Source organism: Amycolatopsis sp. NPDC005961, from assembly GCF_040629235.1.
In the GTDB taxonomy this organism is placed as follows: domain Bacteria; phylum Actinomycetota; class Actinomycetes; order Mycobacteriales; family Pseudonocardiaceae; genus Amycolatopsis; species Amycolatopsis camponoti.
In genome coordinates, this window is sequence record NZ_JBEXVF010000069.1 from 1 (window position 1) to 13,655 (window position 13,655).

The following is a 13,655-nucleotide window of genomic DNA, read 5'->3' on the forward strand; positions in this document are numbered from 1 at the left end:
GTACCCCGGTGGGTTCGCGTACCCGCCCGCGCCCTACCCCGGCTACGGGATGCAGCCGCCGAAGCCGAACGGGGCCACCGCCATCATCGCCGGGGGCCCGCAGCCCGTCGCGTCGGCGGCGTCGACGAACCCGCTGCTGACCAAGCTGGTCGCGGCCGTGAAGGCGACCAACCTGGTCGACACGCTCAACAGTGCGCCGGCGATCACGGTGTTCGCGCCGGCCGACCCGGCGTTCGCGGCGCTGGGTGACGCGAAGTTCGCCGAGCTGGCGGGCAAGCCGGCGGAGCTGTCGCCGATCCTGCAGTACCACGTGGTCGGCAAGCGTTACGACGCCAAGGGTCTCGAGTCGGCCGGCACGCTGGACTCGCTCAACGCCGCGGGTGGGCCGCTGAAGATCGAGGGCTCGGGCGAGAACATGACCGTCAACGGCGCGAAGATCCTGTGCGGCAACATCCCGACGAAGAACGCCACGGTCTTCGTGATCGACAAGGTGCTGACCCCGGGCACCAACAAGTAACACCGGCTTGGCCGCCGACGGGCGGCCGGCACCGGACGGCTGCCCCGGCTCCGCGACCTCCTGGAGCCCGGGGCAGCCGTCCTTCGCTGTCCGCGCCGAACCCGGTCTCGGACAGCGACCCTGGTCCGGCGGCGGAGCGCACGAAATCCGCCGCCGGGGACGCCGAAGCGGCGGCGTCCCGCCGGCCGTCGCCAGTGCCGGATCACTCCAGGGCCGTGGCGGCGGCCGGCCCTTCGCGACGAAAGTGGCCGCGCTCAAGGACCGGCGGGGAACTCCCGGATCGGCACGAGCGCCCAGACCACTTTCCCGTCGCGGTCGGCGCGTACGCCCCACTCGAGGGACAGCTGGCCGACCAGCCGGAGCCCGAACCGGCCGGATCCCGCGCGGCAGGCTCGCACGGCCGTGACGTCCCGATCCCCGTCCCCGACTTCGACCAGCAGGTTCTCGGCGGTACGGGCGACGTGCAGGTCGCGCACCGCGGACGCGTGCCGGTAGGCGTTGCCGACCAGTTCGTCGATCACGAGCAGGACTCCGCCGAACCGGTCATCGGAGGAGGCGCCGAAGGTCAGCGACTCGGCGACGAGGGAGCGGACCACCCGCAGGTCCGGACGATCGCGCAGGCCGACCACGGCTTCGGCCGCCCCGGCGACCCGGCGGGTCAACCGGGCCAGCTCCTCGTCCGAGTCCATCGCCGGCCCCGTCCTTCCCTCGACACCCGTCCAGTTCGTGGTTCGGGTCAGCTCCGCGACCGGATTGGTGCCATTTCGCGGCGGAGCGGCGACCCGGCGGCGACGAATCCACAGTGGACTGAACGCGGGCCGGTCACCGCGTGACGCGCTCGCGGAGCCCGGCCGCGAGACCGGCCACGGTCAGCAGGTCGACGAGCCCGCCGCCGTATTCGACGAGACGGGGGTGGCGGGCGCCGCTCAGGCGGAACCGGAGGTGGACCCGGGTGCCGCCGTCCGCGGCGACGAGGTGGATGGCCCAGCTGATCTCGAGCCGGCCGCGGGTGGAGCGGTGCACGAGGGTGTGCGGCGGGTCGTGGGTGACGATCTCGAAGGTCGCGTCGCGGCCGCCCCAGTCGTCGATGACGTCACCGGGGCGGAGCCGCTGCAGCGCCGGGTCGAGCCGGCGCAACGCCCGGCGGCGCCGGGGCAGGACCGCTTCGATCCAGGCGGGCAGGTACCACCCGGCGCGGTTCTTGCCGAGCTGGGCGAACCACGGCCAGACCCGCTCGGGCGGCGCGGGCAGCGTGAAGCCGCGGTCCATGACGACGTCGGGGCGGGGCACGAGGTCGTCACCCGCCGCGGCGCCGGTGCGCTCCGCCGGCAAAGGCGCGACTCCGAAACCGAACATCACCGACCTCCACCACATTCGTAGCACGGCCGGGTGCCGGACCGCCCCGACAGCGGTCCGGCACCCGCGCCGGGTCAGTTGGCGGCGCTGGTGTTCACCTCGCCGTTGACGCCCTTGGGGAAGAACCCGCCGGACTTGGCCGCCTTGTTCGTCAGGTACACGATGTTGAGGACCTGGCCGGGGGAGCGGCTGTAGGCGATGCCGTTGGCGTCGGTCGGCACGATGTTGGCCTGGCCGTGGCCGTCGACGACGCCCTGGTCGTCGTCGGCCGGTCCGTCGAGGCTGTCGCGCGCGTTGGACAGCTTGATCGTCGCCGCGGCCTGGCCGCGCTGGTAGAGCGCGCTGCGGATGTTGGCCGCGTGGTAGGCCTCGACCGCGAGGATGCCCGCCGCCGCCTCCAGGTAGGTCTTGTTGCTGATCAGCGGCGCCGCGCCCTTGTAGGCGGTGACGCCGACGTCCTCGAACAGGAACGCGGCCAGCAGGAAGTTCTCCTCGCAGGAGAAGGCGTCGAAGCTGCGACCCGGCTTCACGAGCCCGGCCGCCTGGGCGGCGGCGGTGAAGCTGGCCTGCAGGTCGATCGCGGGCCGGCTGACCGCGGCCGAGCCGAGGGCCGTACGCAGGAACTGGACGTGGGCCTTCTCGTCCGAGGCGATTTCCTGCGCGTACTGGCGCGCCGCCTTGGTCTGGAACCGGACGGCGCGGCCGCCGGTGACCCCGCCGCGGGTGCCGGTGCCGGTGGTCATGGCGTCGGCGAGACCCCGGCCGGTGACGGCGTGCAGGTAGAACTCGGCTTCGAGGTATTCGAGGTTGAGGGCGAAGTTGAGGACGGCGCCGTCGCTGACCCCGCCGGCCGCGGCTTCGGCGGCGGCCGGCCGGGCCGTCGCGGCGGCCGCGGGGCCGGCGGCGAGCCCGCCGAGGGCGCCCGCTCCGACGACCCCGAGGCCGGTCATCCCGGCCGCCTTGAGGAAGCGGCGGCGGTCCTGGTCGTTCTCGGCACTGCGGTTGATCATCGACGCGGCATAGCGCTTGCCAAACACGGGTGATCTCCTAACCCGCCCGCACGGACGGCGGGCGTTGCCCACCGCCGGTTCGCGGCGGCGGGACGGATCCTTCGTGGACAGTGCGCGTTCGGGGCTGTGCGCCCCGCGGATGGGTTGATCCCCCGAGCGGATTTTCCCGTACCACCCCGGAATGGGCCACGGAGAGTGTTCAGCCTGGGCGTTTCGTGCCTTTCGTGGCACGAAAACCCCGAAATTTACCCGCTACCCAGCGGTAGCAAACCTTATTTGAGTGAAAGAAAAAACTTCGATTTACACCCAATCCGGTGATGGCAATCGCGCCGAAACACGACCGACGGTGAAGTCCACACTCGAAGGGGGGTGAGATGGATGGATACTTCCCTGACGAATGACACGTCGGCCGGGCACTCGCTCTTGCTGCGGGTGCTCGTCGTGGCCGGCGCGTTGTTCGGGTTCACCCTGCTGGCCTTGGCTGTGTCGGGTGCCGCGGACGCGTCGGAAGGCGCGCCACCGGACCGGCCCGGCCTGCTCGGCCGAGCCGGCCAGGCGGCCCACCACGTGCTCGAGCCCGCCGGCCCGGCGCTCACGCCGGTCACGGGCCCGGTGCACGCGGTGACGTCGCGGGTGGCTCCGGTGGTGACGCCGGTGACGCGCGTGCTCGAGCCGGTGATCGCACCGGTCACCCGGCCGGTGCTGCGGTCCGCGGAGCCGGTGCTGTCGGCTCTGCGGCCGGTCACCGAGCCGGTTCTGCGCGCGGTGTCCCCGGTGACCTCGCCGGTCCTGCACGCCACGGCCCCGGTGCTCGCACCGGTGGTCCGGGCGATCGGGGCCGATCACGGGGTCACGCCGGTGACCGGGCACCCCGCCCGGCCCACGCCGCGCGGGGACTCCGGCCCGTCGCCGGCGGTGGCCGGTCCGAGTGTTCCGGCCGTGCCGGCGCAAGGCCGGGTACAGCCTCGTCACGACCACCAGGTCGATTCCCGGCCCGACGCCGGAAAATCGGCTTCGGACGCGACGAGCGCCGATTCGATGTCCGGATCCGGCGGGGGCGGTGTGCCGGAAGGTCCGACCGGCTTGAGTGGTTCGATGTCGGCGGGCCCGGGCGGTCAGCACGGTGGCGAGTTCGCCGTGCCGGCCTCGGGGACCCGCGAAATCGGCACCGGCCGCTCCTGGCGTGCCCCACCCGGCGGTCCGCCGTCGCTGTACTGGCTGGTCTGCTTCGGAAACGACCACCCGAGCTGACGCACCCTTTCCACCCTCAAAATCCACAATGGACAGAGAGCAGGAAAGGGAAGTCATGCACAAGTACGTGCGACGCGGCCTGACCGCCGCGTTCATCTCCGGCGGGTTCGTCCTGCTGGGATCAGCGGTGGCCAGTGCGGACACCGGGAACTCGGGCCCGCTGGGCGGGCTCGGCGGCACGCTGCACTCCGTCGTCTCCGGCACCGCTTCCGGCGGTAACGGTGGCGACTCGGGTACCGGCGGGAACGCGAGCAGCAGCAACAACGCGGTCAGCGGGAACTCCGGCAACTCGGGCAACTCCGGCTCGACCGGCGGCAACAGCGCCTACGGCGTCTGCGTGCTGGCCAAGTGCAGCACCTCGGTGTCCTCGGGCAATTCCGGGAACACGGGGGCGACCGGCTCGACCGGGAACGCCTCGAACACCAGCACCACCACCGGTGGCCACTCCGGGAACGTCGGCAACGGCGGCTCCGGGGCGTCGGTGGCGTCGGGCAAGAACACCGCGGACTCGCGGGGCGCCCGCGGCGTGAGCGGGGTGCTCGGCTCGGTGACCGGCACCGCCAAGGGCGGCAACGGTGGCGATTCCGGCGATGCCGGGAACGCCACCAGCGGCAACTCGGCGGTGTCGGGGAACTCGGGCAACTCCGGGAATTCCGGCTCGACCGGCGGCAACAGCGCCTACGGCCTCTGCCTGCTGGCGCAGTGCTCCACCACGGTGTCCTCGGGCCACTCCGGGAACACCGGCGCCACCGGTTCGACCGGTGACGCGGGCAACTGGAGCACCACCACCGGCGGGAACTCGGGCTGGGCGGGCAACGGTGGCGACGCCGCTGTCGTCAGCACCGGTCAGAACTCCGCGTCGAACAACGGTGGGCATGGCTGGAAGCGGCACGAGCAGGGTGTTCTGGGTGTCGTGACCGGCACCGCGAAGGGCGGCAACGGTGGCGATTCCGGCGATGCCGGGAACGCGACCAGCCACAACAACGCGGTGACCGGGAACTCCGGCAACTCGGGCGACTCCGGTTCCACCGGCGGCAACAGCGCCGTCGTGTGGACCCTGGGTGGCCAGGGCAACCGCTGGAACCACCAGAACGGTTCGAAGTCGGCCACCACGGTGACGTCGGGCAACTCGGGTGACACGGGCGCCACCGGTTCGACCGGTGACGCGAGCAACTGGAGCACCGCCACCGGCGGGAATTCGGGCTGGGCGGGCAACGGTGGCGACGCCGCTGTCGTCAGCACCGGTCAGAACACCGCGTCGAACAACGGTGGGCACGGCTGGAAGCGGCACGAGCAGGGCGGCCGTACCGGCGTCCTGGGTGTCGTGACCGGCACCGCGAAGGGCGGCAACGGTGGCGATTCCGGCGATGCCGGGAACGCCACCAGCCACAACAACGCGGTGAGCGGCACGTCCGGCAACTCGGGCGACTCGGGCTCGACCGGCGGCAACACCGCCGTCACGTCGACCCGCGGGCACGAGCAGCAGGGCCGCCACTCCGGCCCGTGCCACCACGGTGGCTGGAAGCACGAGAACGGCACGAAGTCGGCCACCACGGTGACCTCGGGCCACTCGGGTGACACCGGCGCCACCGGCACGACTGGTGACGCCTGGAACACCAGCAGCACCACCGGCGGGAACTCGGGCTGGGCGGGCAACGGCGGCGACGCCGGGGTCCACGCCTCGGGCTGGAACACCGTCGCGCACACCCCGCACACCGTCTGACGGTTCACGGGAGAACGAGGAGCGGGGCACCGGATTCCGGTGCCCCGCTCCGTTTCGCGGTGGCGATCCGGCCGCCCGGGCCACTTCCCGAAGAAGAAGCCGAGAGACCCCACGCCGTACCGACCGGATGGTATGTTGACCCGGTGATCGAAGCGGCGCGGCTGACCTGGCGATTCCTCGAGCCCTACCACGGAATGATCTACTTCGCCCCGGAAGCCGCCGCGGCGTACGGGGAGCTGGGGCTCACCGGCCGCGCCGGTTACTTCGCGTCGCGGTCGGCGGCGCTCGGCGCGGTCCCGGCGCCGGTCGTGGTCGCGACCTTCTACAACTTCAACCCGGCCCTCGTCCGGGAGTCGATCACCGCCGCCTGGTCCGCCACCGACCCGGCCGCCGTCCTCGCCGCGCGCTACGCCGGCGCCGACCGGGCGCTGCGCGGCATCCTGGGCGACGCCGTCACCTCGCCCGAAATGCGCCGAGCCGCCGCTCTCCTGCGGGAAGCCGCCGAGACGGTCGCCGGCGACGTCACCGGCCGCCCGCTCTTCGCCGCCCACGCGGCGCTGCCGTGGCCCACCGAGCCCCACCTGGTCCTGTGGCACGCCCAGACCCTGCTGCGGGAGTACCGCGGCGACGCCCACGTGGCCGCCCTTCTGACGGCCGGCCTGAGCGGCATCGAAGCCCTCGTCACCCACGCCGCTTCCGGTGCCGTCCCCGCCGAGACCCTGCGCACCTCCCGGGCCTGGTCCGAGGACGACTGGACCCGGGCCGTCGCGGGCCTGCGCGAGCGAGACTGGCTCACCGACGACGCCGACCCGACCTTCACGCCCGCCGGCGCGGCCCGTCGAGCGGACCTCGAGCGGGCGACCGACGAGAACAGCGTGCGGCCGTACGCCCACGTCGGCGAGGCCGCCTGCGCGGAGCTGCAGACGCTGGTCCGCCCGTTCAGCCGGGCGCTGGCCAAGGAACTCATGCCCTGGGCGCTCGCGCGGCAATAGCGGGACGACGGCACCGGCTCCGTACTGTCCACAAAGGACGGTGTTGCCTCAGTTGTCCAAGCCGGACCTCGACGCCGACTTCGCACGCTAATCGGCCGCCGGTGTCCCGCGGAGGCGTTGGCGGACCTCGACGGCTTCCGGCATGCGCAGGTCGTCGTAGATCCGGAGCGCCGCCGACCACAGCCGGTGCGCCTCGGGCCCCGCGCCGGCCCGAGCGTGGGCCGTGGCCATCCCGTCCAGCGATCGGGCTTCCTGCTCGCGGTCTTCGATCGCCCGCGCGTGCTTCAGGGCCTGGTCGTGGTACCCGAGGGCCTCGGTGCTCCGGCCGGTCGCGGAGGCCACCCGGCCCTGCCCGTCGAGCGCGGTGCATTCGAGCCGGCGGTCGCCGAGCTTCGCGGCCAGGGCCTGGGCCTGCTGGTGCGCGTCGCCCGCTTCGGCGTACCGGCCCATGCGCTCGTAGGCGCTGCCGAGGTTGACCAGCACCTCCGTTTCGCCGACCGGGTCGCCGATCTCCCGGAACACCGCGAGCGCCCGGTGGTGGTGTTCGAGAGCTTCGGTGTGCCGGTCCCACCGGGAGAGGATCCGGCCGAGGTCGGTGTGCGCGACCGACTCGGCCGCGCGGTCGCCGATGTCGTGCAGGATCAGCAGGGCGCGCCGGTGGTGGTCGTAGGCTTCCGGCAGCCGCCCGTGGCTCTGCAGGACGTTGCCGAGGTCGTTGAGGATCCGGCCCTGACCGACGCGCTGGCCGGTCTCCTCGTAGATCACGGCGGCCTGCCGGAAGCACGACACGGCTTCCTCGTGCCGGCCCAGGCTGTGCTGCACCTGGCCGATGCTGGCCAGCGCCACGGCTTCCTGCCCGCGGTCGCCGATCTCCCGGCTGAGGGTGAGCGCCCGGCCGTAGCCGGCCAGCGCCTCCTGGTGGCGGCGGGCCCGGCCTTCGTTGTGGCCCAGCGCGATCAGGGTCCGCGCCTCCCCGGCGCGGTCGCCGAGCCGGCGGAACACCGCCAGCGCGCGCCGGTAGTGGTCGTCGGCCTCCCCGTAGGCACCCGAGCGGGCGTGCGAGCGCCCGAGCTCCAGCAGCCCGCGCGCCTGCCCGGCCGGATCACCGAGCCGCTCGGCCGCCGAGAGGGCCCGCCGGTGGACGGAAAACGCGTCCGCGTTGTGGTAGCCGACGCTCAGGTACTGGTCGATCGCCCGCGCCAGCTTGACGGCGTAGCCGGCGAGTTCGCCGTCCGCGGTGCGCGTGATCGCGACGAGGGTCAGGCGTTCGGTGTCCAGCCACGCCTTCGCGGCGGCGGCCGACGTGGGCGATGGCCGGGCCGGCCCGGTGTCGTCGCCGCGCCACCGCACCGTTTCCGGGAACACGGCGTCCATCGCGGTCAGCGCGTGCGAAAGGTAGAACTCGTAGAGGTTCCCCAGCGCGCTCTGCCGCTCGGGTCCGGCGAGCCGTTCGTGCGCGCGTTCCCGGGCGAAGGCCCGCAGCAGGTCGTGCATCTTCCAGCGGTCCGGGCCGGAAGCCCCGACGAGGTGGGCGCTTTCCAGCACGCCGAGCAGTTCCCGGCCGCCTTCGGCGTCGACACCCGCGAGCGCGGCGACCGCGTCGCCGTCGGTGTCCTGGCCGGGATGCAGGCCCAGCAGCCAGAACAGGCGGTTCGCCGCGGGCGGCAGGTGCCGTTCCGACCAGGAGAACACGGCTCGCACGGCGGTCGCGGCGTCGGCCCCGGCCTCCAGCAGGTCCAGGCGGCGCCGCTCGTCGGCGAGGTCCTCGAGACCCACCCGGCCGCGCCGGACGACGAGCTCGGCCGCGACCCGCAGCGCGAGGGGGAGGCGGGCGCAGTGCGCGGCCAGGTCCTCGAGCTCCGCCGGCCCGGCGATCCGGTCGCCGATGAGCTGCCGGAGCAGCTCGACCGCCTCGTCGCGGTCCAGCACGTCCAGCCCGATCCGGCGGGCACCGTCGCGGGCCACCAGGCCGGCCAGGTCGTCGCGGCTGGTGACGACCACCGCGCTGCCCGCGCCGGCCGGCAGCAGCGGACGGACGTGCGCGGCGTCGCGAGCGTTGTCGAGCACCACCAGCACGCGCTTCCCGGCGGTCAGGCTGCGGTACAGCGCGACCTGGCCCGCGAGCGTGCCCGGCCGGCGGTCGGTGACGCCGAACGCGGTCAGGAACCCGCGCAGGACCTCCTCGGCCGCCAGCACGCCGCCGGGGTCGAAGCCCTGCAGGTCGACGTAGAGCTGCCCGTCCGGGAACCGGGTGGCGACGCGGTGCGCCCAGCGGACCGCCAGCGCCGTCTTGCCCACGCCCGCCGTGCCGCAGACCGCGAGGACGGCGACCGTGTCCGGATCCGCCGTGGCGGTGTCGAGCGCGGCGAGCTCGCCCTGGCGGCCGGTGAACCCCGGCACCGCGGGCGGGAGCTGAGCCGGGCGTGCCGGCGCCGGCGCCGGCCGGGGTACGGCCAGCAGCCGGGGGTCGTGGGCGAGGACGCGGCGCTGGATGCCGGTCAGCTCGGGGGAGGGGTCCACCCCGGCGTGCTCGGCCAGCTCGTGCCGCGCCCGCCGGAAGGCGTCCAGCGCGTCCGCCTGCCGGCCCGCGCGGTACAGGGCCGTCATCAGCTGCCCCCACAGCCGCTCGTGCCCGGAGTGCGCCGCGGTCAGGTCGGTCAGCTCGGCGATGAGCTCCCCGCCGAGCCCGGCAGCCAGGTCGGCGTCGATCCGGTCCTGCACGGCGTCGAGGCGTTCCCGCGTCAGCCGGGTCCGCTCCATCGCCAGGGCGGCGACCCCGTCGAACTCGGCGTAGGGCGTCCCGCGCCACAGCCCCAGCGCCGCTGCCAGCCGTTCGCGGGCGACCTCGGCCGCGCCGTCCGCCAGCGCCGCGTGCCCTTCGCGGGCCAGCCGCCGGAACCGCACCGCGTCCACGGTTTCCGGTTCGAGCAGGACGTACCCCGGCGTGCGGGTGCTGATCAGCCCGGCCAGCGGCGGCAGCGCCCGGCGCAGCCGGGAGACGTAGGTGCGGACCGTCCGCCCGGCGTCCGGCGGCGGCTCGGGCCCCCAGAGCTGGGACACGAACATCGGCACGCTCACCGGCCGGCCGGCGTGGGCTGCGAGCAGCGCCAGCATCGCCCGCAGCCGCGGCCCGCCGGGGTCGAGCGGGGTGCCCCCGCCCTCGACTTCGAACGGTCCCAGCACCCGGACCTCGATCCCCGGCGCCCGCCGATCCGCCATCCGGCCCTCCGCGCAGCCACGTTCCGCCGTGATGAGGAAGCACCGGCCCGGTCCGGGGATACGTCGCTGGTCCGAACGGAGCAAGCCGGCCACGTGAACCCGCGCCGGGCGGCGTCCGGCGGCCCGGTGATCGTAGCGGCAAGCCCGGATCGCGTTGGAGCGCATCGCAAACCGGGCCGGGGTTCGTCAGTCCACAATGGACTCGATGGTGGGTCCGGCTTCCGCGACGCTGTCGCGAAGTCGTGCGGAACCGGTGCGCCACGGTCGCGGCGGGCGCATGATCCGTTCCTAGCTTGGCGCCATGACCACCTTGCTCGACCGCGGCCCCGCCCCGGTCACCGTCCCGGCGAAGTCCCCGCGGCGGCGCGTCACGGCGCTGTTCGCGCTCGCCGCCGGCGTCGCCGCGTACACCGGGTTCCGGCTCCCGGGGGAGTGGGCGGCGACGCTGCAGTCGGTCTCCCTGACCGGCGGGTTCCACCGGCGCTTCCTCGTCGGCACGCTGCTGTCCCCGTTCGGGCCCGGCTACCGGGTCCGCGCGGTCGCGAGCTTCCTCGTCCTCGCCGCGTTCCTGACGGCCGTCGCCATCGCGTTCTTCCGCGGCCGCACCGAAAGCCGGCGGCTGGTGGTCGTCGCCTGGCTGCTGCTGCCGACCGGCGGCTACCTGTTCCACGAGGTCGGCTACTTCGACCAGGTGCTGTACGTGCTGCTGTTCGCGGCGTTGTGGGCGTCGCACCGGAACCGGCCGGTGGTCGCGAGCGCGCTCATGACGCTTTCGGTGGCGGTGCACGAAATCGCGCTGCTCACCGTGCTGCCGGTGTTCGGGTTCGCCTTGCTGCGCATGGTCCCGTTCCGGCGCGCTTGCGTGCTGCTGGCGCCCTCCGCGGTGGCCGGCCTGGTGCTCCTCGCGCTGCCGCCGGCCGCCCCCGGCGCCGTCGACCAGCTCCGGAAGACCTTGTCCACCGCCGATTTCCCCTACCGCGCCGACGCGCTGAGCCTGTTCGACCGCACCCAGGCCCAGAGCTGGCAGCTGTACTCCGTCACGAACGTGCTGCTCTACCTGGTCCCGATCGCGATCCTGCTGGTCGGCGGCTTCCTGGTCCTGCACCGGCCGACGCTCGCGGCCGCGCTGCCCGCCGCCGCGATCGCCGCGCCGGTGCTGCTCGCGTTCGCCGGCTGGGACGACGCCCGCTGGGGTTTCCTGCTGGTGACCAACTTCGCGCTCGTGCTGTGGCTCTGCCTGGGCGGCCGCGAACTGAGCCTGTCCCGGGTGGGCGTGCTGTCCGCGCTCCTGCTGGTCCTCACGCACGTGCCGATGCCGTACTTCGACGGCTGCGCGCCGCGCGGGCTCACGCTGGTGACTCCCGTGGAAGACGCACGGTGAAGACCGCGCCGTGGTCGTTGTGCACGGTGATCTCCCCGCCGTTGATCAGCGTGTTCTCCCGCGCGATCGACAGTCCCAGCCCGCTGCCTTCCGTCGCCCGCCGCGCCTGGTCGCCCCGGACGAACCGGTCGAACAGGATCGGCAGCAGCTCATCGGGGATTCCCGGGCCGGAGTCGGCCACCCGGATCGTCACGGCGTCGGCGGTTCCCGTCAGCGACACGGTGATCGGGGTCCGGCCGTGCCGGGCGGCGTTGACCAGCAGGTTGCCGACGACGGTGTGGACGCGGCGCGGATCGGCGAAGACGGTTGTGTCCCCGGCGCTCGTGACCTCGACGGCGGCGTCCGGCACGCTCACCTCGATCGCGTCCTCGACCAGGGCGGACAGGTCGACGAGCTCGGGGCGGAAGTCCGCCGAGCCCGCGTCGAAGCGGGAGATCTCCAGCAGGTCCTCGACCAGCCGCGCCAGCCGCCGGGCCTGCGTGCCGAGCAGTTCGGCCGCGCGGGTACGGGTCTCGGGGACGGCGCTGTCGAGCGTGTCGACGGTGGCGACCATCGAAGCGAGCGGGGTGCGCAGGTCGTGGGCGACGTCGGCGACGAAGCGCCGCTGCTGCCGGTCCTTGGTGCGCAGGTCTTCGATCGACTCGCTGACCCGCCGGGCCATGACGTTGAACGACGCCGCGAGGTCGGCGAGCTCGTCCCGGCCCTTCACCGGGACCCGCACGTCGAAGGCGCCGTCCCCCAGCTCGCGGGCGGCGGACGCGACGCGGCGCACCGGCCGCTGGATGTTCCAGGCGGCGAACACCGCGGCAGCGATCCCCAGCACCGTCACCCCGAGCGCGATGTACACCAGCTTCGTCCGCTGCGCGGCCAGGTCGAGGTCGAGCGGGGTGAGGTCGAAGAACTGGACGAGCCAGTAGTCCGCGAAGTTCCCGCTGACCACCAGCAGCCGCCTGCCCGTCGCCGGGTCCTCGGTGATCGCCGTGAGCAGGTCCATCGTCTTGTCCGTGCGGACCAGGACCCGGTCGGCGACCGGGGCCACGATCCGTTCCCGGTCGCCGACGCGGACCGGCACGGGATGCGGCCGGTACCAAAGATCGGTCGAGGCGTACTCCGTCAGGTCGGCCGAGCCGTCGGGGCGCTTCGTGAACAGCGCCCACTCCGCGGTCCGGCCGCTCATCTCCCGGCTGAAGCCGGTCAAGGTGGTCCGCCCCGCCAGCATCGCTTCGAGCCCTCGCCACGACTGCTCGAACAGGGCACCGAACGACGTCTTCGCGGTGTAGGCGAAGCTGTCGACGGCGTCGTCTTCCTGGACCTTCGACGCCGTGAAGGCCATCACCGCGGTCGCCGTCACCGTGATCAGCACGACCGCCGCCGTCACCTTCGTCCGCAGCCCGAACGACGGCCGCCTCACGGGCCCACCAGCCGGTAGCCGAGCCCGCGCACCGTCTTCAGCACGACGGGATTCGCCGCGTCGTCCTCGATCTTGGCCCGCAGCCGCGCGACCGCCGCGTCCACGATCCGCGAGTCGCCGACGTAGCCGTAGTCCCAGACGCGTTTCAGGAGCGTCTGCCTGCTCAGCACCTGGTTGGGGTGGTCGGCGAACTCGACGAGGAGCCGGATTTCGGTCGCGGTGAGCGCCAGCTCGACGCCGTCGCGGGTCACGCTCATCGCGCCCGCGTCGATCTCCAGCCGTCCGACGCGCAGCAGGCCGGTCGACGGTCCGTGCGCGGTGACCGCCCGCCGTCCGATGGCCTTGATCCGCGCGTCGAGCACCCGCGGTTCGGCCGGTTTCACCACGTAGTCGTCGGCGCCGCATTCCAGCCCGGCGACGATGTCGATCGGATCGCCGCGCGCGGTCAGCAGCACCAGCGGCAGGCGGCTGCGGGCGCGGATCCGGCGGCAGACCTCGAAGCCGTCCATGCCGGGAAGCATCACGTCGAGCAGCACGACCTCGAGGTCGAGCCGGTCGGTGAACAACGCCTCCAGGGCCCGCTCCCCGGTCGGCGCCACGACGACGTCGTGCCCGAGCGCCTTCAAGGCGAGGGTGAGCGCTTCGGCCAGGACAGCGTCGTCTTCGACGAGCAGGATGCGCGACATGGTCCTCCCGTGATCGACATGCGTGCCGATCGTAGGGGTGGGCTGTGGCGCTCGTCGTGACTCGTGCCGAACCGTCGCGAACCCGTGCGGTCTCGTCACACGGCCCGGC

At 73.4% G+C, this 13,655-nt stretch carries 11 protein-coding genes; 5 read left to right on the top strand and 6 right to left on the bottom strand.

Features of this window, described 5'->3' with window-relative positions; translation table 11 throughout:
• The coding region (locus ABZ342_RS39620; protein WP_360484474.1) for a fasciclin domain-containing protein at positions 1–517 on the top strand (517 nt) is incomplete at its 5' end.
• 254 nt (positions 518–771) lie between these two features.
• On the opposite strand, the gene ABZ342_RS39625 is transcribed toward ABZ342_RS39620, so the two are convergent.
• The 3 genes from ABZ342_RS39625 to ABZ342_RS39635 all read right to left on the bottom strand — a co-directional run bounded on the left by ABZ342_RS39625 (position 772) and on the right by ABZ342_RS39635 (position 2,910).
• Positions 772–1,206 carry an ATP-binding protein gene (locus ABZ342_RS39625; RefSeq protein ID WP_360484477.1) on the bottom strand — a complete coding sequence of 145 codons (435 nt, stop codon included), beginning with the start codon at positions 1,204–1,206 and terminating at the stop codon, positions 772–774.
• A gap of 133 nt (positions 1,207–1,339) precedes the next feature.
• Positions 1,340–1,873: an SRPBCC family protein gene (locus ABZ342_RS39630; RefSeq protein WP_360484480.1), complete on the bottom strand. Its 534-nt coding sequence runs from the start codon at positions 1,871–1,873 to the stop codon at positions 1,340–1,342.
• A gap of 74 nt (positions 1,874–1,947) precedes the next feature.
• Positions 1,948–2,910, bottom strand: a complete 963-nt coding sequence (locus tag ABZ342_RS39635) for a ferritin-like domain-containing protein (RefSeq protein WP_360484483.1) — start codon at positions 2,908–2,910, stop codon at positions 1,948–1,950.
• Between the two features lie 351 nt (positions 2,911–3,261).
• On the opposite strand from ABZ342_RS39635, the gene ABZ342_RS39640 reads away from it, so the two are divergent.
• The 3 genes from ABZ342_RS39640 (at position 3,262) to ABZ342_RS39650 (ending at position 6,849) form a co-directional block, all read left to right on the top strand.
• Positions 3,262–4,134 (top strand): hypothetical protein, encoded by an 873-nt coding sequence (locus tag ABZ342_RS39640; protein ID WP_360484486.1) that lies wholly within the window; start codon positions 3,262–3,264, stop codon positions 4,132–4,134.
• Between the two features lie 28 nt (positions 4,135–4,162).
• Entirely contained in the window at positions 4,163–5,857 is a 1,695-nt protein-coding gene (locus ABZ342_RS39645; protein WP_360484489.1) for a hypothetical protein, read from the top strand.
• Between the two features lie 143 nt (positions 5,858–6,000).
• Entirely contained in the window at positions 6,001–6,849 is an 849-nt protein-coding gene (locus ABZ342_RS39650) for a hypothetical protein (RefSeq protein WP_360484492.1), read from the top strand.
• An 87-nt stretch (positions 6,850–6,936) separates the two neighbouring features.
• Here the strand turns inward: ABZ342_RS39650 and ABZ342_RS39655 are convergent, their stop codons facing one another.
• Complete coding sequence (locus ABZ342_RS39655; protein WP_360484495.1) at positions 6,937–10,068, bottom strand: tetratricopeptide repeat protein; 3,132 nt, start codon at positions 10,066–10,068, stop codon at positions 6,937–6,939.
• Between the two features lie 301 nt (positions 10,069–10,369).
• Between ABZ342_RS39655 and ABZ342_RS39660 the strand changes: the two genes are divergently transcribed.
• Positions 10,370–11,449, top strand: coding sequence for a hypothetical protein (locus ABZ342_RS39660; protein ID WP_360484498.1), 1,080 nt, complete (start codon positions 10,370–10,372; stop codon positions 11,447–11,449).
• Here ABZ342_RS39660 and ABZ342_RS39665 read toward each other — a convergent pair.
• Positions 11,415–12,860, bottom strand: coding sequence for a HAMP domain-containing sensor histidine kinase (locus tag ABZ342_RS39665; RefSeq protein ID WP_360484501.1), 1,446 nt, complete (start codon positions 12,858–12,860; stop codon positions 11,415–11,417). The two genes, ABZ342_RS39660 and ABZ342_RS39665, sit on opposite strands and share 35 nt — an antisense overlap.
• Complete coding sequence (locus tag ABZ342_RS39670) at positions 12,857–13,546, bottom strand: response regulator transcription factor (RefSeq protein ID WP_360484504.1); 690 nt, start codon at positions 13,544–13,546, stop codon at positions 12,857–12,859. The genes ABZ342_RS39665 and ABZ342_RS39670 overlap by 4 nt, the downstream gene beginning before the upstream one ends.
• Positions 13,547–13,655 lie beyond the last annotated feature (109 nt).